The sequence below is a fragment of the Cronobacter sp. HA18003 genome, from assembly GCF_011605905.1.
Taxonomy (GTDB): Bacteria; Pseudomonadota; Gammaproteobacteria; order Enterobacterales; family Enterobacteriaceae; genus Cronobacter; species Cronobacter sakazakii.
Genome location: NZ_JAANQO010000011.1, coordinates 1,696,834 through 1,719,529, shown reverse-complemented (window position 1 = coordinate 1,719,529; position 22,696 = coordinate 1,696,834). Strand labels below are relative to the sequence as shown.

19 protein-coding genes and 1 pseudogene are annotated in these 22,696 nt (G+C 57.2%); 18 read left to right on the top strand and 2 right to left on the bottom strand.

Going from position 1 to position 22,696, the window contains the following annotated elements:
* Positions 1 to 21 precede the first annotated feature (21 nt).
* Positions 22 to 111, bottom strand: coding sequence for a hypothetical protein (locus G6041_RS21670; RefSeq protein ID WP_419715445.1), 90 nt, complete (start codon positions 109 to 111; stop codon positions 22 to 24).
* A gap of 317 nt (positions 112 to 428) precedes the next feature.
* Between G6041_RS21670 and sdhC the strand changes: the two are divergent.
* From sdhC to sucD, 8 genes and pseudogenes are all read left to right on the top strand, one after another.
* Positions 429 to 832: pseudogene (gene sdhC / locus G6041_RS09240) on the top strand (succinate dehydrogenase cytochrome b556 subunit).
* Entirely contained in the window at positions 826 to 1,173 is a 348-nt protein-coding gene (gene sdhD, locus G6041_RS09235) for a succinate dehydrogenase membrane anchor subunit (RefSeq protein ID WP_012125336.1), read from the top strand. The pseudogene sdhC and the gene sdhD overlap by 7 nt, the downstream one beginning before the upstream one ends.
* Entirely contained in the window at positions 1,174 to 2,940 is a 1,767-nt protein-coding gene (sdhA, locus tag G6041_RS09230; protein WP_007781922.1) for a succinate dehydrogenase flavoprotein subunit, read from the top strand.
* A gap of 15 nt (positions 2,941 to 2,955) precedes the next feature.
* A complete protein-coding gene (locus G6041_RS09225) occupies positions 2,956 to 3,672 on the top strand; it encodes a succinate dehydrogenase iron-sulfur subunit (protein ID WP_004387831.1) in 717 nt (238 codons plus the stop codon).
* 442 nt (positions 3,673 to 4,114) lie between these two features.
* Positions 4,115 to 6,922, top strand: a complete 2,808-nt coding sequence (gene sucA, locus G6041_RS09220; protein WP_007848384.1) for a 2-oxoglutarate dehydrogenase E1 component — start codon at positions 4,115 to 4,117, stop codon at positions 6,920 to 6,922.
* A gap of 14 nt (positions 6,923 to 6,936) precedes the next feature.
* The gene (odhB, locus tag G6041_RS09215) at positions 6,937 to 8,160 is read left to right on the top strand and encodes a 2-oxoglutarate dehydrogenase complex dihydrolipoyllysine-residue succinyltransferase (protein ID WP_007900435.1); all 1,224 of its coding nucleotides are present in this window, start codon (positions 6,937 to 6,939) and stop codon (positions 8,158 to 8,160) included.
* A gap of 110 nt (positions 8,161 to 8,270) precedes the next feature.
* Positions 8,271 to 9,437 carry an ADP-forming succinate--CoA ligase subunit beta gene (gene sucC / locus G6041_RS09210; protein ID WP_004385341.1) on the top strand — a complete coding sequence of 389 codons (1,167 nt, stop codon included), beginning with the start codon at positions 8,271 to 8,273 and terminating at the stop codon, positions 9,435 to 9,437.
* Positions 9,437 to 10,306: a succinate--CoA ligase subunit alpha gene (sucD, locus tag G6041_RS09205; RefSeq protein WP_004385340.1), complete on the top strand. Its 870-nt coding sequence runs from the start codon at positions 9,437 to 9,439 to the stop codon at positions 10,304 to 10,306. The genes sucC and sucD overlap by 1 nt, the downstream gene beginning before the upstream one ends.
* 81 nt (positions 10,307 to 10,387) lie before the next feature.
* On the opposite strand, the gene G6041_RS09200 is transcribed toward sucD, so the two are convergent.
* Positions 10,388 to 11,104, bottom strand: coding sequence for a GntR family transcriptional regulator (locus G6041_RS09200; RefSeq protein WP_012125335.1), 717 nt, complete (start codon positions 11,102 to 11,104; stop codon positions 10,388 to 10,390).
* A gap of 181 nt (positions 11,105 to 11,285) precedes the next feature.
* On the opposite strand from G6041_RS09200, the gene mngA reads away from it, so the two are divergent.
* The 10 genes from mngA to tolA all read left to right on the top strand — a co-directional run bounded on the left by mngA (position 11,286) and on the right by tolA (position 22,645).
* On the top strand, positions 11,286 to 13,202 hold the full coding sequence (mngA, locus tag G6041_RS09195; protein ID WP_041460570.1) for a PTS 2-O-a-mannosyl-D-glycerate transporter subunit IIABC: 1,917 nt from the start codon (positions 11,286 to 11,288) through the stop codon (positions 13,200 to 13,202).
* Between the two features lie 24 nt (positions 13,203 to 13,226).
* Positions 13,227 to 15,869, top strand: coding sequence for a mannosylglycerate hydrolase (mngB, locus tag G6041_RS09190; protein ID WP_041460569.1), 2,643 nt, complete (start codon positions 13,227 to 13,229; stop codon positions 15,867 to 15,869).
* A gap of 683 nt (positions 15,870 to 16,552) precedes the next feature.
* Positions 16,553 to 18,121 carry a cytochrome ubiquinol oxidase subunit I gene (gene cydA / locus G6041_RS09185; protein WP_004387907.1) on the top strand — a complete coding sequence of 523 codons (1,569 nt, stop codon included), beginning with the start codon at positions 16,553 to 16,555 and terminating at the stop codon, positions 18,119 to 18,121.
* 15 nt (positions 18,122 to 18,136) lie between these two features.
* Entirely contained in the window at positions 18,137 to 19,276 is a 1,140-nt protein-coding gene (cydB, locus tag G6041_RS09180; protein WP_012125331.1) for a cytochrome d ubiquinol oxidase subunit II, read from the top strand.
* Between the two features lie 13 nt (positions 19,277 to 19,289).
* A complete protein-coding gene (gene cydX, locus G6041_RS09175) occupies positions 19,290 to 19,403 on the top strand; it encodes a cytochrome bd-I oxidase subunit CydX (protein WP_004387905.1) in 114 nt (37 codons plus the stop codon).
* Positions 19,403 to 19,696, top strand: coding sequence for a cyd operon protein YbgE (ybgE, locus tag G6041_RS09170; protein ID WP_004387904.1), 294 nt, complete (start codon positions 19,403 to 19,405; stop codon positions 19,694 to 19,696). The genes cydX and ybgE overlap by 1 nt, the downstream gene beginning before the upstream one ends.
* Positions 19,697 to 19,829: 133 nt before the next feature.
* Positions 19,830 to 20,234 carry a tol-pal system-associated acyl-CoA thioesterase gene (gene ybgC, locus G6041_RS09165; protein WP_004387903.1) on the top strand — a complete coding sequence of 135 codons (405 nt, stop codon included), beginning with the start codon at positions 19,830 to 19,832 and terminating at the stop codon, positions 20,232 to 20,234.
* Positions 20,231 to 20,935: a Tol-Pal system protein TolQ gene (gene tolQ / locus G6041_RS09160; RefSeq protein ID WP_071818018.1), complete on the top strand. Its 705-nt coding sequence runs from the start codon at positions 20,231 to 20,233 to the stop codon at positions 20,933 to 20,935. The genes ybgC and tolQ overlap by 4 nt, the downstream gene beginning before the upstream one ends.
* A gap of 3 nt (positions 20,936 to 20,938) precedes the next feature.
* Positions 20,939 to 21,367, top strand: coding sequence for a colicin uptake protein TolR (gene tolR, locus G6041_RS09155; protein ID WP_004387901.1), 429 nt, complete (start codon positions 20,939 to 20,941; stop codon positions 21,365 to 21,367).
* A gap of 39 nt (positions 21,368 to 21,406) precedes the next feature.
* A complete protein-coding gene (gene tolA, locus G6041_RS09150) occupies positions 21,407 to 22,645 on the top strand; it encodes a cell envelope integrity protein TolA (RefSeq protein ID WP_012125328.1) in 1,239 nt (412 codons plus the stop codon).
* Positions 22,646 to 22,696 lie beyond the last annotated feature (51 nt).

The window sequence follows — 22,696 nt, the reverse complement described above, 5'->3', positions numbered from 1 at the left end:
CTGTTTATCACTAATACCGGGCTAAATTACTGCGGTCAATACTGGCACACTGTTACATAACTTATTGTCAGGTGAAAGCATGACCCCATAACTTTTGCGAATTATATGCATTTCCTGGTGATGTTTGTAACTAATTTGTTTAACATTTGTCAAATCAGATGATTAAAATTTAAAATAATGTTGTTATCGTGATCCTGGTCACTGTTCCGACCAAAAGCGGCCAAAGAATTTGTAGGTTAATTGTAATGATATTGTGAACATCCTATACTGCCGCCAGGTCTCCGGAACACCTTGCAACCGCGAGCCACCCAGCGTAGTAACGCGTCATGCAGCCTTTGGAAGCGGTGATTTTGCATGACGCGGAGTTATAGAAAAATGACGCTGCTTGACCCGCCTGCAGACCGGAGGAAGGACACAATAAGAACAGCATGTGGGCGCATTCATGATAAAAAAGGTGAATAAACAACGACCTGTCAACCTGGATCTGACAACGATCCGGTTTCCTGTCACCGCGATTGCTTCTATCCTCCACCGCGTTTCCGGCGTGATTACCTTTGTCGCCGTCGGCATCCTGCTGTGGTTGTTAGGACTCTCTCTCTCGTCTCAAGAAGGCTTTCTGACTGCGTCCAACATCATGGACAGCTTCTTCGTTAAATTCATCCTGTGGGGCATTCTGACAGCGCTGGCTTACCACGTTGTTGGCGGCGTTCGCCACATGCTGATGGATTTCGGCTATCTTGAAGAAACCTTCGCAGCAGGCCAACGCTCCGCTAAGTTCGCTTTTATTATCACTGTCGTGCTTTCAATTCTCGCAGGAGTCCTCGTATGGTAAGCAACGCCTCCGCATTAGGACGCAACGGCGTACATGACTTCATCCTGGTTCGCGCCACCTCCATCGTAATGACGCTGTATATCATTTATATGATCGGTTTCTTCGCGATGAACGGCGACCTGACATATGAAGTCTGGACTGGTTTCTTCTCATCCACCTTCACCAAAGTGTTCACCCTGCTGACCCTGATTTCCATTCTCGTCCATACCTGGATTGGGATGTGGCAGGTGCTGACCGACTACGTAAAACATCTGGCGCTGCGTCTGTTTTTGCAGCTCGCGATTGTTGTCGCGCTGGTGGTTTACGTGATTTATGGATTTGTTGTGGTGTGGGGTGTGTAAATGAATTTGCCAGTCAGAGAATTTGATGCCGTTGTTATTGGCGCAGGCGGCGCAGGTATGCGCGCGGCGCTGCAGATTTCCCAGAGCGGCCAGACCTGTGCGCTGCTCTCCAAGGTGTTCCCGACCCGTTCTCACACCGTATCCGCCCAGGGCGGTATTACCGTTGCGCTTGGCAATTCCCATGAAGATAACTGGGAATGGCACATGTATGACACGGTAAAAGGTTCCGACTATATCGGCGACCAGGACGCGATTGAATATATGTGTAAAACCGGCCCGGAAGCGATTCTGGAGCTTGAGCACATGGGGCTGCCGTTCTCCCGTCTTGATGACGGCCGTATTTATCAGCGCCCGTTCGGCGGCCAGTCGAAAAACTTCGGCGGCGAGCAGGCGGCGCGCACCGCGGCGGCGGCGGACCGTACCGGTCACGCGCTGCTGCATACGCTCTATCAGCAGAACCTCAAAAACCACACCACCATTTTCTCTGAGTGGTATGCGCTGGATCTGGTGAAAAACCAGGATGGCGCGGTGGTGGGTTGCACCGCACTGTGCATTGAAACCGGCGAAGTGGTCTACTTCAAAGCCCGCGCGACCGTGCTGGCGACCGGCGGCGCAGGCCGTATTTATCAGTCTACCACCAACGCCCACATCAACACCGGCGACGGTGTCGGCATGGCGCTGCGCGCAGGCGTGCCGGTGCAGGACATGGAAATGTGGCAGTTCCACCCGACCGGCATCGCCGGCGCGGGCGTACTCGTCACCGAAGGGTGCCGCGGCGAAGGCGGTTACCTGCTGAACAAACATGGCGAGCGCTTTATGGAGCGTTACGCGCCGAACGCGAAAGATCTGGCGGGTCGCGACGTCGTGGCCCGCTCTATCATGATCGAAATCCGCGAAGGCCGCGGCTGCGACGGGCCGTGGGGCCCGCACGCCAAGCTGAAGCTCGACCATCTCGGTAAAGAAGTCCTGGAATCCCGCCTGCCGGGCATTCTGGAACTCTCCCGTACCTTTGCTCACGTTGACCCGGTTAAAGAGCCGATCCCGGTTATCCCGACCTGTCACTACATGATGGGCGGTATTCCGACCAAAGTGACCGGCCAGGCGCTGACCGTGAATGAGAAGGGCGAAGACGTGGTGATCCCGGGCCTGTTCGCCGTTGGCGAAATCGCCTGCGTATCGGTACACGGCGCCAACCGTCTGGGCGGCAACTCGCTGCTTGACCTGGTGGTGTTTGGCCGCGCGGCGGGCCTGCATTTGCAGGAATCCATCGCCGAGCAGGGCCAGCTTCGCGACGCCAGCGACTCCGACGTGGAGTTCTCGCTGGAGCGCCTCAACCGCTGGAACAACAACCGCAGCGGCGAAGATCCGGTCGAAATCCGCAAAGCGCTGCAGGAATGTATGCAGCATAACTTCTCGGTATTCCGCGAAGGCGACGCGATGGCCAAAGGGCTTGAGCAGCTGAAAGCTATCCGCGAGCGCCTGAAAAACGCCCGTCTGGACGACACCTCCAGCGAGTTCAACACCCAGCGCGTCGAGTGCCTGGAGCTGGACAACCTGATGGAAACCGCTTACGCCACCGCCGTATCGGCGAACTTCCGTACCGAGAGCCGTGGCGCGCACAGCCGCTTCGACTACCCGGACCGCGACGACGAAAACTGGCTGTGCCACAGCCTCTATTTGCCGCAAACCGAGAGCATGACGCGTCGCGAAGTGAATATGCAGCCTAAGCTGCGCCCGGCTTTCCCGCCGAAAGTGCGTACTTATTAAGAGCGGAGCAATGTGATGAAACTCGAGTTTTCCATTTATCGCTATAACCCGGATGTCGACGACGCGCCGCGCATGCAGGATTACACCCTGGAGCAGGAAGAAGGGCGCGACATGATGCTGCTCGACGCCCTGATGCTGCTGAAAGAGAAGGACCCGAGCCTCTCTTTCCGCCGCTCCTGCCGCGAAGGCGTCTGCGGCTCCGATGGCCTGAACATGAACGGCAAAAACGGCCTCGCCTGTATTACGCCGGTCTCAAGCCTGGGCGCGGGCAAGCAGAAAATCGTTATCCGTCCGTTGCCTGGCCTGCCGGTTATCCGCGACCTGGTAGTGGACATGGGACAGTTCTACGCCCAATATGAGAAGATTAAGCCTTACTTGTTGAATAATGGGCAGAATCCGCCAGCGCGTGAACATTTGCAGATGCCGGAGCAGCGCGAGAAGCTCGACGGGCTGTACGAGTGCATTCTGTGCGCTTGTTGCTCCACGTCGTGCCCGTCGTTCTGGTGGAACCCGGACAAGTTCATCGGTCCGGCAGGCCTGCTGGCCGCGTACCGTTTCCTTATCGACAGCCGCGATACCGAAACCAACGCGCGCCTGGATGGCCTGAGCGATGCGTTCAGCGTGTTCCGTTGCCATAGCATCATGAACTGCGTGAGCGTCTGTCCGAAAGGGTTAAACCCGACGCGCGCCATCGGCCATATTAAGTCGATGTTGTTGCAGCGCAGCGCGTAAGTAAGTGTTGCGGTAGTGGCGGGTGCGCTTACCCGCCCTACATATCAGTGTCCCTCTCCCTGAAGGGAGAGGGAAAAGCAGGAAACCTTTAAAAACCGCCATACAGAGAAAGGTCACTACTATTTTCTGTGCGATAACGTGGTGGCGGGTGCGCTTGCGCTTACCCGCCCTACGAAATCCGCTATGGAGAAATAGGTAACCGAGATTTTCTGAGCGAGACAAGGCGCGGCTGAACGAGTCCCCAGGAGCATAGTGAACTATGTGACTGGGGTGAGAGAAAGACGCAACGCCGTCGCAGCCAGAAAAGCGAGAGTTACAGACGGTTTTTAAAGGTTCCTTCGCGGGCCCCACTAACAAGAGCTCGCAGGTGAACCCCGGCACGTACAACACTGTACGTGGTAGTTTCTACGGCGAAATAAGCAGACATGCTTAAGGGATCACGATGCAGAACGGCGCAATGAAAGCCTGGCTGGACTCTTCTTACCTCTCTGGCTCTAACCAGAGCTGGATAGAACAGCTCTATGAAGACTTCTTAACCGATCCTGATTCAGTGGACGCCCACTGGCGCTCTATGTTCCAGCAACTGCCTGGCACCGGCGCGAAACCGGATCAATTCCATTCAAAAACGCGTGATTATTTCCGTCGTCTGGCGAAGGATGCCTCACGTTACTCTTCCTCGATTTCCGACCCTGACACGAATGCGAAGCAGGTTAAAGTCCTGCAGCTTATTAACGCCTATCGCTTCCGTGGCCACCAGCACGCGAATCTCGATCCGCTGGGCCTGTGGCAGCAGGAGCGCGTCGCGGATCTGGACCCTGCGTTCCACGATCTGACTGAAGCCGATTTCCAGGAAACCTTTAACGTAGGCTCTTTTGCGCTCGGCAAAGAGACCATGAAGCTCGGCGACCTCATCGAGGCGCTTAAGCAGACTTACTGCGGCTCCATCGGCGCGGAATACATGCATATCACCTCGACGGAAGAGAAGCGCTGGATCCAGCAGCGTATCGAATCCGTCGCGGGCCACGCGGGCTTTAGCGCGGACGAGAAAAAACGCTTCTTAAGCGAACTGACCGCCGCCGAAGGCCTGGAGCGTTATCTGGGCGCGAAATTCCCTGGCGCGAAACGCTTCTCGCTGGAAGGCGGCGATGCGTTAATCCCGATGCTCAAAGAGATGATCCGCCACGCCGGTAAAAGCGGCACGCGCGAAGTGGTGCTGGGTATGGCGCACCGCGGTCGTCTGAACGTGCTCATCAACGTGCTCGGTAAAAAACCGCAGGATCTGTTTGATGAATTCGCCGGTAAACATAAAGAACACCTCGGTACCGGCGATGTGAAATATCACATGGGCTTCTCGTCGGATATCGAAACCGAAGGCGGCCTGGTCCACCTGGCGCTGGCGTTTAACCCGTCGCACCTGGAGATTGTCAGCCCGGTGGTGATGGGCTCGGTGCGCGCGCGTCTCGACCGTCTGGACGAGCCGAGCAGCAACAAAGTGCTGCCGATCACCATTCACGGCGACGCAGCGGTTGCCGGGCAGGGCGTGGTTCAGGAAACCCTGAACATGTCCAAAGCGCGCGGCTACGAAGTGGGCGGTACGGTCCGTATCGTTATCAACAACCAGGTGGGCTTCACCACCTCTAACCCGCTTGATGCCCGTTCTACCCCGTACTGCACCGACATCGGCAAAATGGTCATGGCGCCGATTTTCCACGTCAATGCAGACGACCCGGAAGCGGTCGCGTTTGTGACCCGCCTGGCGCTGGATTTCCGTAACACCTTTAAGCGCGACGTGTTTATTGATCTGGTGTGCTACCGCCGTCACGGCCATAACGAAGCCGATGAGCCGAGCGCCACCCAGCCGCTGATGTATCAGAAAATCAAAAAACACCCGACCCCGCGCAAAATCTACGCCGACAAGCTGGAGCAGGAAGGCGTGGCGAAACTCGAAGACGCGACCGAAATGGTCAATCTCTACCGCGACGCGCTGGATGCCGGCGAGTGCGTGGTGAAAGAGTGGCGTCCGATGAATATGCACTCCTTTACCTGGTCGCCGTATCTCAACCACGAATGGGACGAAAGCTACCCGAACAAAGTGGAGATGAAGCGCTTACAGGAACTGGCGAAGCGCATCAGCACCGTGCCGGACGGCATCGAGATGCAGTCGCGCGTGGCGAAAATCTACGGCGACCGTCAGCTGATGGCGAACGGCGAGAAACCGTTCGACTGGGGCGGCGCGGAAACGCTGGCCTATGCGACGCTGGTCGATGAAGGCATTCCGGTGCGCCTGTCCGGTGAAGACTCCGGCCGTGGCACCTTCTTCCACCGTCACGCCGTGGTGCATAACCAGGCTAACGGTTCTACCTGGGTGCCGCTGCAACACATTCATAACGGCCAGGGCCAGTTCAAAGTCTGGGACTCCGTGTTGTCTGAAGAAGCGGTACTGGCGTTCGAATATGGCTATGCGACCGCAGAGCCGCGCACGCTGACCATCTGGGAAGCGCAGTTTGGCGACTTCGCCAACGGCGCGCAGGTGGTTATCGACCAGTTCATCAGCTCCGGCGAGCAGAAATGGGGCCGTATGTGTGGCCTGGTGATGCTGCTGCCGCACGGCTACGAAGGCCAGGGCCCGGAGCACTCCTCCGCGCGTCTGGAGCGTTATCTGCAACTCTGCGCCGAGCAGAACATGCAGGTGTGCGTGCCGTCGACCCCGGCGCAGGTTTACCACATGCTGCGCCGTCAGGCGCTGCGCGGTATGCGCCGTCCGCTGGTGGTGATGTCACCGAAATCGCTGCTGCGTCACCCGCTGGCGGTATCAAGCCTTGAAGAGCTGGCCAACGGCGCCTTCCTGCCGGCTATCGGTGAGGTTGACGAGCTTGATCCGCAGGGCGTGAAACGCGTCGTGCTCTGTTCTGGTAAGGTTTATTACGACCTGCTGGAACAGCGTCGTAAGAATGATCAGAAGGATGTGGCGATTGTCCGTATCGAACAGCTCTACCCGTTCCCGCACCACGCCGTGCAGGAAGCGCTGAAGCCGTTCGCGCACGTGCATGATTTCGTCTGGTGCCAGGAAGAGCCGCTCAACCAGGGCGCCTGGTATTGCAGCCAGCACCACCTTCGTGAAGTGATTCCGTTTGGCTCTGCATTACGTTATGCAGGCCGCCCGGCCTCCGCCTCGCCGGCGGTAGGGTATATGTCCGTTCACCAGAAACAGCAACAAGATCTGGTTAATGACGCGCTGAACGTCAATTAATTAAAGGATAAATAATGAGTAGCGTAGATATTCTTGTTCCCGACCTGCCTGAATCCGTTGCTGACGCAACCGTCGCCACCTGGCATAAAAAGCCGGGCGACGCGGTGAAACGCGATGAAGTGCTGGTAGAAATCGAAACTGACAAAGTGGTACTGGAAGTACCGGCGTCGGCTGACGGCGTTCTGGATGCGGTACTGGAAGACGAAGGCAGCACCGTCACCTCTCGCCAGATCCTGGGCCGCCTGCGCGAAGGCAACAGCGCGGGCAAAGAGAGCAGCGCCAAACCGGAAGCGAAAGAATCTACCCCGGCGCAGCGCCAGCAGGCGTCTCTCGAAGAACAAAATAACGACGCGCTGAGCCCGGCTATCCGCCGTCTGCTCGCCGAACACAACCTGGACGCGGCCGCCATCAAAGGCACCGGCGTCGGTGGCCGTCTGACCCGTGAAGATGTGGAAAAACATCTGGCGAAAGCGAACGGCAGCGAATCTGCCAAAGCGCCGGAACAAGCCGCCGCCGCGCCGCAGCCGCAGCTCGGTTCCCGCAGCGAAAAACGCGTACCGATGACCCGCCTGCGCAAACGCGTGGCCGAGCGTCTGCTGGAAGCGAAAAACTCCACCGCGATGCTGACCACGTTCAACGAAGTGAACATGAAGCCGATTATGGATCTGCGTAAGCAGTACGGCGACGCCTTCGAAAAACGTCACGGTATCCGTCTGGGCTTTATGTCCTTCTACGTGAAAGCGGTCGTTGAAGCGCTCAAACGCTTCCCGGAAGTGAACGCCTCCATCGATGGCGACGACGTGGTGTATCACAACTATTTCGACGTCAGCATGGCGGTCTCTACGCCGCGCGGCCTGGTGACCCCGGTTCTGCGTGATGTGGACGTGCTGGGCATGGCGGACATCGAGAAGAAAATCAAAGAGCTGGCGGTCAAAGGCCGTGACGGCAAACTGACCGTGGAAGATCTGACCGGCGGTAACTTCACCATTACCAACGGCGGCGTTTTCGGCTCGCTGATGTCCACGCCTATCATCAACCCGCCGCAGAGCGCGATCCTCGGCATGCATGCCATTAAAGATCGTCCGATGGCGGTGGACGGCAAGGTTGAGATCCTGCCGATGATGTACCTGGCGCTCTCCTACGATCACCGTCTGATCGACGGCCGTGAATCGGTAGGTTTCCTGGTGACCATTAAAGAGTTGCTGGAAGATCCGACTCGTCTGCTGCTGGACGTGTAGTTTCACAAGGGCGGCCCGACCGCCCTCAGGTAGTGTTTATGGTCGCGCCGCGAGGCGCGGCAATTTCGAACTCCGAGCGTGAATGCGCTTTTTCTTGATGGACTGAAGAGATGAACTTACACGAATATCAGGCGAAACAGCTGTTTGCCAGATCAGGCCTGCCGACGCCGGTAGGTTATGCCTGCTCGACTCCGCGTGAAGCAGAAGAAGCCGCCTCTAAAATCGGCTCCGGCCCGTGGGTGGTGAAATGCCAGGTACACGCAGGCGGCCGCGGTAAAGCGGGCGGTGTAAAAGTCGTTAAGAGCAAAGAAGAGATTCGCGCCTTTGCCGAGCACTGGCTGGGCAAACGCCTGGTGACCTATCAAACGGACGCGAACGGCCAGCCGGTTAACCAGATCCTGGTGGAAGCGGCGACCGATATCGCGAAAGAACTCTACCTCGGCGCGGTGGTTGACCGTGGCTCCCGTCGCGTGGTGTTCATGGCCTCTACCGAAGGCGGCGTGGAAATTGAAAAAGTGGCGGAAGAAACCCCGCACCTGATCCACAAAGTCGCTATCGATCCGCTGACCGGCCCGATGCCGTATCAGGGACGCGAGCTGGCCTTCAAACTGGGCCTTGAAGGGAAACTGGTTCAGCAGTTCACCAAAGTGTTTATGGGTCTTGCGAACATTTTCCTGGAGCGCGACCTGGCGCTTATCGAAATCAACCCGCTGGTTATCACCTCTCAGGGCGACCTGATCTGCCTCGACGGCAAACTGGGCGCTGACGGCAACGCACTGTTCCGCCAGCCGGATCTGCGTGAAATGCGCGACCAGTCTCAGGAAGATCCGCGCGAAGCGCAGGCAGCGCAGTGGGAGCTGAACTACGTGGCGCTCGACGGCAACATCGGTTGCATGGTGAACGGCGCGGGCCTCGCGATGGGCACTATGGACATCGTGAAGCTGCACGGCGGCGAACCGGCTAACTTCCTGGACGTGGGCGGCGGCGCGACCAAAGAGCGCGTGACCGAAGCGTTCAAAATCATTCTGTCTGACGACAAAGTGAAAGCCGTACTGGTTAACATCTTCGGCGGTATCGTGCGCTGCGACCTGATTGCCGACGGCATCATCGGCGCGGTGGCGGAAGTGGGCGTGAACGTTCCGGTTGTCGTGCGTCTTGAAGGCAACAACGCCGAGCTGGGCGCGAAGAAACTGGCCGACAGCGGCCTGAATATTATTGCAGCGAAAAGTCTGACGGATGCAGCTCAGCAGGTTGTTGCTGCTGTGGAGGGGAAATAATGTCCATTCTGATCGATAAAAACACCAAAGTTATCTGCCAGGGCTTTACCGGCAGCCAGGGGACATTCCACTCCGAACAGGCTATCGCTTACGGCACCCAGATGGTTGGCGGCGTAACGCCGGGCAAAGGCGGCACCACGCACCTCGGCCTGCCGGTGTTTAACACCGTGCGCGAAGCGGTAGAAGCGACCGGCGCGACCGCGTCCGTTATCTACGTTCCGGCACCGTTCTGCAAAGACTCCATTCTGGAAGCCATCGACGCAGGCATTAAGCTCATCATCACCATTACTGAAGGCATCCCGACGCTGGATATGCTGACGGTGAAAGTGAAGCTGGATGAAGCGGGCGTGCGCATGATCGGGCCGAACTGCCCGGGCGTTATCACCCCAGGTGAGTGCAAAATCGGCATCATGCCGGGCCACATCCACCAGCCTGGCCGCGTGGGCATCGTTTCCCGCTCCGGCACCCTGACCTACGAAGCGGTTAAACAGACCACCGATTACGGTTTTGGTCAGTCGACCTGCGTGGGTATCGGCGGCGACCCGATCCCGGGCTCTAACTTCATCGATATCCTGAAGCTGTTCCAGGAAGATCCGCAGACCGAAGCGATCGTGATGATCGGCGAGATCGGCGGCAGCGCGGAAGAAGAAGCGGCGGCGTATATTAAAGATCACGTCACCAAACCGGTAGTGGGCTACATCGCAGGCGTAACCGCGCCGAAAGGCAAGCGTATGGGCCACGCGGGCGCGATTATCGCGGGCGGCAAAGGCACGGCGGATGAGAAATTCGCGGCGCTGGAAGCGGCAGGCGTGAAAACCGTGCGCAGCCTGGCGGACATCGGCGACGCGCTGAAAACCATTCTGAAGTAAACGTCTTACCTCGTGGGTGGGAGGCTAAACCACCCGATAATAAGATTCGACATGGTTGGCTACTCGTAAGGGTAGCCTTTTTTATTGCCGGCGGCGCGCCACCAGCGTGAACTGGTAGTCGTCGCTTTTAAAGACGTTACGGCTGTATTCAAATACCTGGCCGTCGCGCAGGTAACCCTGTGAGCGCTTCTCAAGCGTCGGCTGCGCCGGGTCGATGCCAAGCGCCTGCACCACTTCGGCATCGGGCATGACCGGCAGGATCTCCTGTTCGCTGCGGTCAATAACGAGCTTTTTCACCTGCTCGATATAGTGATATTTCGACTGCTCCATCACCTCCCAGGTGAGATCGGTAAAAAGCCGCACCGGCATCCACGTCTCCTCCAGAATCACCGGCTTTTGCTTGATAAAGCGCACCCGTTTCACGTGCCACACTTTATCGGCGGTGGTGAGCTGAAGCCGCGTCGCCAGCGTCTCATCGGGGCGGATCACCTCAAACAGCAGCACTTCGCTGCGGGTCTCTGCTTGTCTGTCCGTCAGCTTTTCCTGAAAGCCGGTGAGCTGGTAGATGTCATAGCGCACGCGCTCTTCTTTCACATAGGTGCCGCTGCCCTGAACGCTCTCCACGATCTGCTCGCTGATGAGCTGTTTCAGTGCCTGGCGCACCGTCACACGGCTGACGCCGAACTGTGCCTGCAGCGCCGATTCCGTCGGCAGCGCGTCGCCGGGTTTCAGCACACCTTCGCGAATCTGCTCGCGCAGAGTATCGGCTATCTGGCGGTATTTGGGTTTGGCAGCCACAGCGTCTCCTGATTCGTCGTCCTGGTATTTTCTGATTATGCCCGTAATGTATTATCTGTAAATAAAACAAATTAAATACAAATTATCGGTAATATGAAAATGATCCCATAAAGGTGTGGTTATTGCTGGCAGGATCGGAAGCCTTGCTGGCGAAAGCTGGCGTCATTCCATGGAGGTAATGATGAATCTCAGGGCATTAACGGATCCGGGGCTTATCCAGATCCAGGCGCCGTTTTCCACGCGCGATGAGGCGATCGCCGCACTCGCCGGTCTGCTGGCGGCGCAGGGCAAGCTGCATGACCATACCGCGTTTGTAAACGAGGTTATGCAGCGCGAAGCGCTGGGGCCGACGGCGCTCGGCGAAGGGCTGGCGGTGCCGCACGGGAAATGCGCGGCGGTCAGGGAGGCCGCGTTTGCCGTAGCGACGCTGCGAGAACCCGTCGCCTGGCAGGGTGTGGAGGGCGATGAACCGGTACGGCTCATTTTCCTGCTGGCGATCCCGGCGGCGCAAGCGGGCACCACGCATATTCAACTGCTGACGGAGCTCACCACGCTGCTGGTGGATGATGCGGTGCGCGAGGCGGCTATCAACGCCCCTTGCGCTGAGGCGTTGCTCGCCATTCTCGAAGCGCGCCCGCTGCCGCCTCCGGTTGCCTCTGGCTCCGCAGACCAGCCGGTGGTGGTCTGCGTGACGGCGTGCCCGGCGGGGATCGCGCACACTTATATGGCGGCGGAGTATCTGGAGCGTGCAGGGCGGCGGCTCGGCATCACCGTATATACAGAAAAGCAGGGCGCGAATGGCATTGAAAGGCGGCTGACGGCGGCACAAATCGCCACGGCGCAGGGCGTGATTTTCGCCGCCGATGTCGCCGTGAAAGACGCGGAGCGTTTCGCCGGGCGGGCGGTGCTCAGCGTGCCGGTGGCCGCCCCCATTAAACAGGCGGAAAGCCTGCTGCGTCAGGCGCTGGCGCAGCAATCATCCGGTAACCCGCATCCCCCTGCGGCGGCGGGCATCGGTACGCTGTGGAAAACCGCGGTTAAGCAGGCATTGCTGAATGGCATTTCGTTTGCGGTGCCGCTGATTGTCGCAGGCGGCACGGTGCTGGCGGTCGCGGTGCTGCTGGCGCAGCTTTTCGATCTTCAGGCGTTGTTTGAGCACGAAAACTCCTGGCTGTGGCTGTGGCGTAAACTCGGCGGCGGTTTGCTCGGCACGCTGATGTTGCCGGTGCTGGCGGCCTACACCGCGTTTTCCCTTGCCGATAAACCCGCGCTGGCGCCGGGGTTTGCCGCCGGGCTTGCCGCTAACATGATTGGCGCCGGGTTTATCGGCGCGGTGGCAGGCGGGCTGCTGGCAGGCGGACTGATGCAACTGATTAAAACGTATCTGCGCCTGAACAGCCGGTTTAACGGTTTTCTGACATTTTACGTTTATCCGGTGGCCGGCACGCTCGCGACAGGCAGCCTGATGCTGTTTGTCATCGGCGAGCCGGTCGCCTGGATTAACAATACGCTGACCGCCTGGCTGAACGGCCTTTCCGGCTCTAACGCGCTGCTGCTGGGCGCCGTCATCGGCTTTATGTGCTCATTCGATTTGGGCGGCCCGGTGAACAAAGCCGCCTATGCGTTTTGCCTCGGCGCGATGGCAAACGGCGTGCTCGCCCCTTACGCCATGTTTGCTTCGGTAAAGATGGTGTCTGCTTTTACCGTAACGGCATCCACGCTGCTGGCACCAGGCCTCTTTAAAACCTTTGAAAAAGATCTCGGCAAATCCACCTGGCTGCTGGGCCTGGCGGGCATTACTGAAGGCGCTATCCCGATGGCGATTGAAGATCCGCTGCGGGTGATTGGCGCGTTTGTCACGGGCTCTATGGTGACGGGGGCCATCGTCGGTAGCCTGCACATTGGGCTTGCCACGCCGGGCGCGGGGATTTTCTCGCTGTTTTTGCTCAGCGACGGCGGGCTGGGACGGTTTATAGCTGCTGCTGGCTGGTTTGGCGCGGCGCTTATCGGCAGCGCCATCTCGACACTCGTTTTAATCCTCTGGCGTCGCCATGCCGTTAAGGCAGGCCGCTATCTCCCCGACGGCACGTTGCCGTAAGCATTCACTTTCAAGGATGACCTTATGAACGCTGTATCACGAGTCCATATCACGCCCCACATGCACTGGGACCGCGAATGGTATTTCACCACGGAAGCCTCACGGATTTTGCTGGTCAACAACATGGAAGAGATCCTGACGCGCCTCGAACAGGACGTGGACTATCTCTTTTACGTGCTCGACGGCCAGACGGCGGTGCTGGAGGATTATTTCGCCGTGAAGCCGCAGTACCGTGAACGCGTCCGCGCGCTGGTCGCTGCGGGAAAACTGATTATCGGCCCCTGGTATACCCAGACCGATACGACAATCGTCGCGGGGGAGTCGATTGCCCGCAATCTCCTTTACGGATTGCGCGACTGCCGCCCGTTCGGCGAGCCGATGAAAATCGGCTATCTGCCCGATTCGTTCGGCATGTCCGGCCAGTTGCCGCATATTTATAACCAGTTCGGCATTACGCGCGCTATGTTCTGGCGCGGCTGCTCGCCTCGTCACGGCAGCGATAAAACGGAGTTTCTCTGGCAGAGTGCGGACGGCAGCGTAGTGACGGCGCAGGTGCTGCCGCTGGGCTATGCCATTGGTAAGTACTTACCCGAGGATGAAACGGCGCTGCGTAAGCGTCTCGACCCGTGCTTTGCGGTACTGGAAAAGGCCTCGCTGACGAAAGAAATCCTGCTGCCGAACGGCCATGACCAGATGCCGCTTCAGCAGAACCTTTTCGCGGTGATGGAAAAACTACGGCAAATCTACCCGCAGCGCGAATTTGTGATGAGCCGGTTCGAAACGGTGTTTGAGCATATCGACGCCATGCGCGATCGCCTGCCGACGCTAAAAGGCGAGTTCATCGATGGTAAGACGATGCGCGTTCATCGCACCATTGGCTCCACGCGGATGGACATTAAAATCGCCCATGCGCGCATCGAAAACAGTATCGTCAATCTGCTGGAGCCGCTCGCCGCTATCGCCTGGTCGCTCGGGTTTGAGTACCACCACGGGCTGTTTGAAAAGATGTGGAAGGAGATTTTAAAAAACCACGCGCACGACAGCATCGGCTGCTGCTGTAGCGACGCGGTACACCGCGAAATCATGAGCCGCTTTAGCCTTGCCCAGGATATGGCAGATAACCTGCTGACGTTTTATATGCGCAAAATCGCTGACAGCATGCCTGCCTGTGACGGCGACACACTGACGCTGTTTAACCTGATGCCGCACCCGCGTCATGAGGTGGTTAACACCACCGTGCGGTTGCGCGGCCAGCGCTTTGCTCTGTGGGACGATCGGGGCGAGCCGGTGGCGTATTACATCCGGGCGGCCCGCACACTCGATCCGGGCCTGGTGGACCGGCAGCTGGTGCATTACGGTCATGATGAGCCGTTTATGGAGTATGACATTCAGCTCTGCCAGTCGCTGCCCGCGATGGGCTACACCCGGCTACGCCTTGAATCTGGCGTGGCGGGGCTGCTGTGCCAGTCGCCGCTGCAAAAAGCTTCGCTGCTCGAAAACCGTTTCTGGCGAATTACCGTTAACGCCAACGGCACGCTACAGCTTGAGGATAAGCAGCGCGGCCTGACGTATGATCAGGTGTTTGAATTTGAAGAGAGTTCTGATGATGGCGACGAGTATGACTATTCGCCCGCCCGCGCGGAGTGGGTGCTGCGTTCCGGCACGCAGACGGCAACGCAGCAAATCATCCACGAAGCCTGGCAGAGCCACGCCATCATCAGCCTGGCGATGCCTGTGCCGGTAAACCTGACGGCGCGCGCTGCCCGTAAGTGTGACGGGCAGCTTGACGCACAGTTGCGTATCACGCTTTCGCATAACAGTCCGCGCATTGACGTTGAGGTGACGCTGAATAATCAGGCAGATGACCACCGCGTGCGGCTGCTTATCCCGACGCCGTTCGCCTGCGAGCAGGTGCTTACCGACATTCCCTTCGGCAGCCTGTATCGCCCGGTTACGGACGAGGCGATGACGCGCTGGGAAGAAGAGGCGTGGGAAGAAGCGCCGGTGCCGGTATGGAATTTCCTGAACTATGCCGCGCTCGAACAGCAGGGGCAGGGGATAGCGCTCTTTACCGAAGGGTTGCGCGAGGTGGAGATTGTCGGCGAGCGGCACGACACCTTTGCATTGACGCTTTTGCGTGGCGTCGGTGCGCTCGGCAAAGCCGATTTGGCGCTCCGTCCTGGCCGTCCTTCCGGCATTCATCTGCCGACGCCGGATTCACAAATGCGGGGCGAGTTTTCTTGCCGGCTGAGCCTGTGGCCGTATCAGGGCGATGCGCTCACGGCAGGCGTGGCGCAGCAGGCGCGCACCTGGCTTACCCCCGTACAGTGCTATAACAAAATTCCCTGGGATGCGATGAAGCTGAATCCGTCCGGAATAACCACGCCGTGCCGGTATAGCCTCCTGCAGATGACAACGGGCGGTGCACAACTCAGCGCGCTGAAAAAAGCAGAAGATCGCGAGGCGCTGATCGTGCGCGTCTATAACCCGTCCTGTGTGGCAACGAGCGAGGCGCAGGTCACGTTCAGTGCCTCGCTTCAGGCCTGGCAGCAAACGGGTATGGATGAAGCGCCGCGTGCGGATAATATTCTCCCGAATGGCCACACCGGCGAGCTGAAACCATGCGAATCCCGGACCTTCAGCGTCACAGTCTGTCGCCCTGTTTAAGCCATTTTCTTGACGCCGTCGCCTGTACTTTACGGGCGGCGGCTTTTTTATTTTCAAAAAAAACAGTGCCGTTTTTATGCGGCTAAAGGGGAAATGGTAAATAAGTTGTGAAATAAAATTATCAATCCTGATCTCATGAATTCTTTTTGGCTGCCGATATTAACCAGGAAGTGTGATTAATATCTCATGTCAGGATTGACTAAAATAACGTGGGTTTATTATTGGTAGCGCTTTTATAACCCGCGCTACGTTAAAAAAATACTTATCGTTAACATTATTTTCACTTAACCCATTCGGGGTGAAACATAATTAACAATAGGTACAAAAACTGATTTTAATCAAAGTTTTTAGCTTGAAAAAAATCTGGAGAAGGCGCTAAATTGCGGTCGATCAATCTGGTGTTTACACGGCGTTTTGGGTATAAATTGATCGCCGTCGTAAAACGCAAATAAAGGGATAGGTAAATCTATTTATTATCCCTGGATTGCAGCGTAAAATATTCGCCGAATCAATTTGGAATTCTTTTAACTTATTTGTAACCTTTCGCCATTACTTTTTCACAAATACACGCAGTGATTTAAGCAAGGCTGACGGGAGCAAATGTCATTGGTATTGGGGCATGCGTTGTGGCGCTTTAAAAAGTGTCACGCTCGAAGTCTTCATGCGAGGAGCAAGGAGTCAAGATGTTAGATATAGTCGAACTGTCGCGCTTACAGTTTGCCTTGACCGCGATGTACCACTTCCTTTTTGTGCCGCTGACGCTCGGTATGGCGTTCCTGCTGGCCATTATGGAAACGGTCTACGTCCTCTCTGGTAAACAAATCTATAAAGACATGACCAAGTTCTGGGGCAAGTTGTTTGGTATCAACTTCGCACTGGGCGTGGCGACCGGCTTGACCATGGAGTTCCAGTTCGGGACTAACTGGTCTTACTATTCACACTATGTAGGCGATATCTTCGGTGCCCCGCTGGCTATCGAAGGCCTGATGGCATTCTTCCTTGAATCGACCTTCGTCGGCCTGTTCTTCTTCGGCTGGGATCGTCTGAGCAAAGTGCAGCACATGGCCGTTACCTGGCTGGTGGCGCTGGGCTCCAACCTCTCCGCATTGTGGATTCTGGTGGCGAATGGCTGGATGCAGAACCCGATCGCGTCTGATTTCAACTTCGAAACCATGCGTATGGAGATGGTGAGCTTCTCTGAGCTGGTGCTGAACCCGGTTGCGCAGGTGAAATTCGTTCACACGGTGGCCGCAGGCTACTGCACCGGCGCGATGTTCATTCTGGGCATCAGCGCGTGGTACATGCTGAAAGGCCGCGATTTTGCCTTCGCTAAACGCTCTTTCGCTATCGCGGCGAGCTTCGGCATGGCGGCAGTGCTTTCCGTTATCGTGCTGGGTGACGAATCCGGTTACGAAATGGGCGACGTGCAGAAAACCAAACTGGCCGCTATCGAAGCCGAGTGGGAAACCCAGCCGGCACCGGCCGCGTTTACGCTGTTTGGTATCCCGGATCAGAAAACCCAGGAAAACCGCTTCGCGATTCAGATCCCTTACGCGCTTGGCATTATCGCCACCCGCTCTGTGGATACGCCGGTGATTGGTCTTAAAGATCTGCTGGTGCAGCACGAAGCGCGCATCCGTAACGGGATGAAAGCGTACGCGCTGCTGGAACAACTGCGTTCCGGCTCGAACGACCAGGCGCTTCGCGATGAGTTTAATAGCGTGAAGAAAGACCTCGGTTATGGCCTGCTGCTGAAGCGTTATACCGATAACGTGGCTGAAGCGACCGAAGCGCAGATCCAGAAAGCGACGCAGGATTCTATTCCGAGCGTGGCGCCGCTGTACTTCTCGTTCCGTATCATGGTGCTGTGCGGCATCCTGATGCTGCTGATTATCGGCGCGTCGTTCTGGTCGGTTATTCGCAACCGTATCGGCGATAAAAAATGGCTCCTGCGCGCGGCGTTTTACGGCATTCCGCTGCCGTGGATCGCGGTGGAATCGGGCTGGTTTGTGGCGGAGTATGGCCGTCAGCCGTGGGCTATCGGTGAAGTCCTGCCGACCGCGGTGGCGCACTCTAACCTGTCTGCAGGCGACATCCTCTTCTCGATGGTGCTTATCTGCGGCTTGTATACGCTCTTCCTGGTGGCAGAACTGTTTCTGATGTTCAAATTCGCCCGCCTGGGGCCGAGCAGCCTGAAAACGGGTCGCTACCACTTCGAGCAGTCCACTGTGGCTTCTCAGCCGGCACGCTAAGCGAGGAGACGTAAAATGATCGATTATGAAGTACTACGTTTGGTCTGGTGGCTGCTGGTTGGCATTCTGCTGATTGGTTTTGCGGTTACCGATGGCTTTGATATGGGGGTCGGCATGCTGACCCGCATCCTGGGACGCACCGATACCGAGCGCCGCGTGATGATTAACTCCATCGCGCCGCACTGGGACGGCAACCAGGTATGGCTTATTACCGCAGGCGGCGCGCTGTTCGCGGCCTGGCCGCTGGTGTATGCCGCCGCGTTCTCTGGTTTTTATGTCGCGATGATCCTGGTGCTCGCCTCGCTGTTCTTCCGTCCGGTCGGTTTTGACTACCGCTCGAAGATTGAAGATATGCGCTGGCGTAACATGTGGGACTGGGGCGTGTTCGCTGGTAGCTTCGTGCCGCCGCTGGTGATTGGCGTGGCGTTTGGTAACCTGCTGCAGGGCGTGCCGTTCCACTTTGATAAATATCAGGGCATGTTCTACACCGGTAACTTCTTCCAGCTGCTAAACCCGTTTGGCTTGCTGGCGGGTGTTGTGAGCGTGGCGATGATCCTGGCGCAGGGCGCGACTTATCTGCAGATGCGTACCACCGGTGAGCTGCACCTGCGCTCCCGCACCACCGCGCAGATTTCAGCCCTGGTGATGATGGTCTGCTTCGTGCTGGCGGGCGTCTGGGTGATGTACGGTATTGATGGCTATGTGGTGACATCCGCTATCGATCCGCGTGCAGCCTCTAACCCGATGAATAAAGAAGTGGTTCGTCAGGCGGGGGCCTGGTTTGCTAACTTTAACAACATGCCGGCTCTGTGGGCGATCCCTGCGCTGGGCGTCGTGCTGCCGCTGCTGACCGTGCTGGCGTCGCGTCTGGAGAAAGGCGCGTGGGCGTTTGTGTTCTCTTCACTGACGCTCGCCTGCGTTATCCTGACTGCCGGTATCGCGATGTTCCCGTTCATCATGCCGTCCAGCACTATGCTGAACGCCAGCCTGACGATGTGGGACGCGACCTCCAGCCAGCTGACGCTGACCGTGATGACCTATGTCGCCGCGGTGTTCGTACCGATTATTTTGCTCTACACCACCTGGTGTTACTGGAAAATGTTTGGTCGTATCACCAAAGAGCATATCGAAAGCAACACGCATTCTCTGTACTAATAAGGAGCTGACTATGTGGTATTTCGCCTGGATTCTCGGAACGCTTCTGGCCTGTGCTTTCGGGATCATTACCGCGCTGGCGCTGGAACATGTCGAAGCGACCAAAGCCGGTAAAGTCGAGTCGTGATGAAACGCCTCATTACCGCGCTTTACGCGCTGATGGATAAGAGCCCGTTAAGGGCTCTTTCCTTAATCATGGCGCTGGTGCTGGCGGGTTGCATCTTCTGGGACCCGTCGCGCTTCGCGGCGAAGACCAGCGGTCTTGAAATCTGGCAGGGACTGTTCCTGATGTGGGCCGTCTGCGCGGGTGTGATTCACGGCGTGGGTTTTCGTCTGCGCGCTGTGCACTGGCAGGGCATTTTCTGTCCGCTGATCGCCTTTCTGGTGATGCTGGCCGGGTTGATTTTTTTCTTCGCCTGAACGCGGCAACATCAGTGATTCTATGGGCTTTCAGGAGCCCATAAATATTTACTCTCCGTTTACTTCTCCCCATTCCCAACCCACATTCACTTGCGTATAGTAGCAGCGTTTATTTGCATTACCGGGATGTAGAGTGAGCACAACGCTGTTTCGATGGCCGGTTCGTGTCTATTACGAAGACACCGACGCCGGTGGTGTGGTTTACCACGCCAGTTACGTCGCCTTTTATGAAAGAGCACGCACAGAGATGCTGCGCCACCACCACTTTAGTCAGCAAGATTTACTGGCGGAGCGAGTAGCCTTTGTGGTTCGCAGGATGTCGCTTGAATATCTTGCGCCTGCCCGACTCGACGATATGCTCGAAGTCCAGACCGAAATTACAACGCTGCGTGGCACCTCCATGGTGTTCAGGCAACGGATTGTTAACGCGGAAAACCAGCTCCTCAATGAAGCCGAGGTGCTGATTGTCTGCGTTGATCCACTCTTAATGAAGCCTCGTGCGCTTCCCAAGTCTATTGTCGCGGAGTTCAAGCAGTGACTGACATGAATATCCTTGATTTGTTCCTGAAGGCAAGTCTTCTGGTCAAACTTATCATGTTGATTTTGATTGGTTTTTCAATCGCGTCCTGGGCCATCATCATTCAGCGAACGCGCATCCTCAATGCCGCGTCGCGTGAAGCGGAAGCCTTTGAAGATAAATTCTGGTCGGGCATCGAACTTTCTCGCCTGTATCAGGAGAGCCAGGGGCGTCGCGAAAACCTCTCCGGCTCCGAGCAGATCTTCTACGCGGGTTTTAAAGAGTTCGCTCGCCTGCATCGCGCTAACAGCCATGCGCCGGAAGCGATTGTCGAAGGGGCGTCGCGCGCGATGCGTATTTCGATGAATCGCGAGCTTGAAACCCTCGAAACGCATATCCCGTTCCTCGGCACAGTAGGTTCCATCAGCCCGTACATCGGTCTGTTCGGCACCGTGTGGGGGATCATGCACGCCTTTATCGCGCTGGGCGCGGTGAAGCAGGCGACGTTGCAAATGGTGGCGCCGGGTATCGCGGAAGCGCTTATCGCGACGGCAATTGGTCTGTTCGCCGCAATCCCGGCGGTAATGGCCTACAACCGTCTGAACCAGCGCGTGAACAAGCTGGAGCTGAATTACGACAACTTTATGGAAGAGTTCACGGCTATCCTGCATCGCCAGGCTTTCACCAGCACCAGCACCAGCACCGAAAGCAACAAGGGGTAAGTCATGGCCAGAACACGTGGACGTGGTCGTCGTGATCTGAAATCTGAAATCAACATTGTCCCGCTGCTGGACGTGCTGCTGGTGCTGTTGCTGATTTTTATGGCGACAGCGCCCATCATCACCCAGAGCGTGGAAGTGGATTTGCCGGACGCCACGGATTCCCAGACCGTCAGCAGCAATGACAACCCGCCGGTGATTATTGAAGTCTCCGGCGTGGGTCAGTACAGCGTGGTGGTGGAAAAAGATCGTATGGATCAACTGCCTGCCGAGCAAATTGTTGCCGAGGCGCAGCGTCGCCTGCAGGAAAATCCAAAAACGGTCTTTTTAATCGGTGGCGCCAAAGAGGTTCCTTACGACGAGATTATTAAAGCGCTGAACCTGTTACATCAGGCTGGCGTGAAATCTGTCGGCTTGATGACGCAGCCTATCTGATCCACCGCCTGACAGGGCTATAAGTTTTGGAAACCGAGAGTGGCAAAGGCAACCGAACAAAACGATAAGCTGAAACGCGCGATCATCATTTCCGTAGTGCTGCATGTATTGCTCATTGCACTGCTGATCTGGAGTTCGTTCGATGAGCATATCAATGAAGACGCGGCGGGCGGCGGCGGCGGATCGGCTATCGACGCCGTGATGGTCGATCCCGGTGCGGTAGTGCAGCAGTACAACCGCCAGCAGCAACAGCAGGCAAGCGCTAAACAAGCCGCCGAACAGCGCGAGAAACAGGCGCAGCAGCAGGCGGAGGAACTGCGTGAGAAACAGGCCGCCGAACAAGAACGCCTGAAAAAGCTTGAGCAGGAGCGCCTTGAGGCGCAGGAGAAAGCGCAGCAGCAGGCGGAACAGCAGAAACAGGCTGAAGAAGCCGCGAAGCGCGCGCAGGAACAGCAAAAGCAGGCGGAAGAGGCGGCAGCTAAAGCCGCAGCAGACGCAAAAGCGAAAGCTGACGCTCAGGCGAAAGCCGCGGAAGAAGCGGCGAAGAAAGCCGCTGCCGACGCGCAGAAAAAAGCGCAGGAGGAGGCCGCTAAAGCCGCCGCTGCCGCGAAGAAAGCGCAGGAAGAAGCAGAGAAAAAAGCGGCTGCCGATGCGGCGAAAAAAGCCCAGCAGGACGCCGAGAAGAAAGCGGCCGCTGAGGCTGCTAAGAAAGCGGCAGCAGAAAAAGCCGCTGCGGCAGAGAAAGCCGCCGCTGAGAAGAAAGCGGCGGCTGAAAAAGCAGCCGCGGAAAAAGCCGCTGCTGATAAGAAAGCGGCCGCCGAAAAAGCGGCGGCGAAGAAAGCCGCCGCTGCGAAAGCCGCTGCAGAGAAAGCGGCCGCGGCGGAAGGCGTCGACGATCTGCTTGGCGATCTCAGCTCAGGTAAGAATGCGCCGAAAACCGGCGGCGGGGCGAAAGGCAGTAATGCAGCGCCGGCGGGAAGCGGTAATAGTAAGAACAACGGTGCCAGCGGCGCTGAAATCAATGGCTACGCCTCGCAGATAAAGTCGGCCATTGAAAGCAAGTTCTACGATGCGTCATCGTATTCAGGCAAAACCTGTACGCTGCGTATTAAACTTGCACCGGATGGCTTACTGCTGGATATCCAGTCGGAAGGGGGCGATCCTGCGCTTTGCCAAGCAGCCATTTCCGCCGCCCGACAGGCGAAGATTCCTAAACCGCCGAGCCAGGCTGTTTATGAAGTCTTTAAAAACGCGCCGTTGCTTTTCAAACCGCAGTGATTTCCGGTAAAACCGGGCTTCACTGTCCGGTTTAAGCCGGTGTGTGATGTG

Coding starts and splice junctions, on each gene's coding strand:
- G6041_RS21670 (WP_419715445.1), bottom strand. CDS start 111: ATGCATATAATTCGCAAAAGTTATGGGGTCATGCTTTCACCTGACAAT.
- cydA (WP_004387907.1), top strand. CDS start 16,553: ATGTTAGATATAGTCGAACTGTCGCGCTTACAGTTTGCCTTGACCGCG.
- mngA (WP_041460570.1), top strand. CDS start 11,286: ATGAATCTCAGGGCATTAACGGATCCGGGGCTTATCCAGATCCAGGCG.
- sdhA (WP_007781922.1), top strand. CDS start 1,174: ATGAATTTGCCAGTCAGAGAATTTGATGCCGTTGTTATTGGCGCAGGC.
- sucC (WP_004385341.1), top strand. CDS start 8,271: ATGAACTTACACGAATATCAGGCGAAACAGCTGTTTGCCAGATCAGGC.
- cydB (WP_012125331.1), top strand. CDS start 18,137: ATGATCGATTATGAAGTACTACGTTTGGTCTGGTGGCTGCTGGTTGGC.
- G6041_RS09225 (WP_004387831.1), top strand. CDS start 2,956: ATGAAACTCGAGTTTTCCATTTATCGCTATAACCCGGATGTCGACGAC.
- odhB (WP_007900435.1), top strand. CDS start 6,937: ATGAGTAGCGTAGATATTCTTGTTCCCGACCTGCCTGAATCCGTTGCT.
- sdhD (WP_012125336.1), top strand. CDS start 826: ATGGTAAGCAACGCCTCCGCATTAGGACGCAACGGCGTACATGACTTC.
- ybgE (WP_004387904.1), top strand. CDS start 19,403: ATGAAACGCCTCATTACCGCGCTTTACGCGCTGATGGATAAGAGCCCG.
- cydX (WP_004387905.1), top strand. CDS start 19,290: ATGTGGTATTTCGCCTGGATTCTCGGAACGCTTCTGGCCTGTGCTTTC.
- mngB (WP_041460569.1), top strand. CDS start 13,227: ATGAACGCTGTATCACGAGTCCATATCACGCCCCACATGCACTGGGAC.
- sucD (WP_004385340.1), top strand. CDS start 9,437: ATGTCCATTCTGATCGATAAAAACACCAAAGTTATCTGCCAGGGCTTT.
- sucA (WP_007848384.1), top strand. CDS start 4,115: ATGCAGAACGGCGCAATGAAAGCCTGGCTGGACTCTTCTTACCTCTCT.
- tolR (WP_004387901.1), top strand. CDS start 20,939: ATGGCCAGAACACGTGGACGTGGTCGTCGTGATCTGAAATCTGAAATC.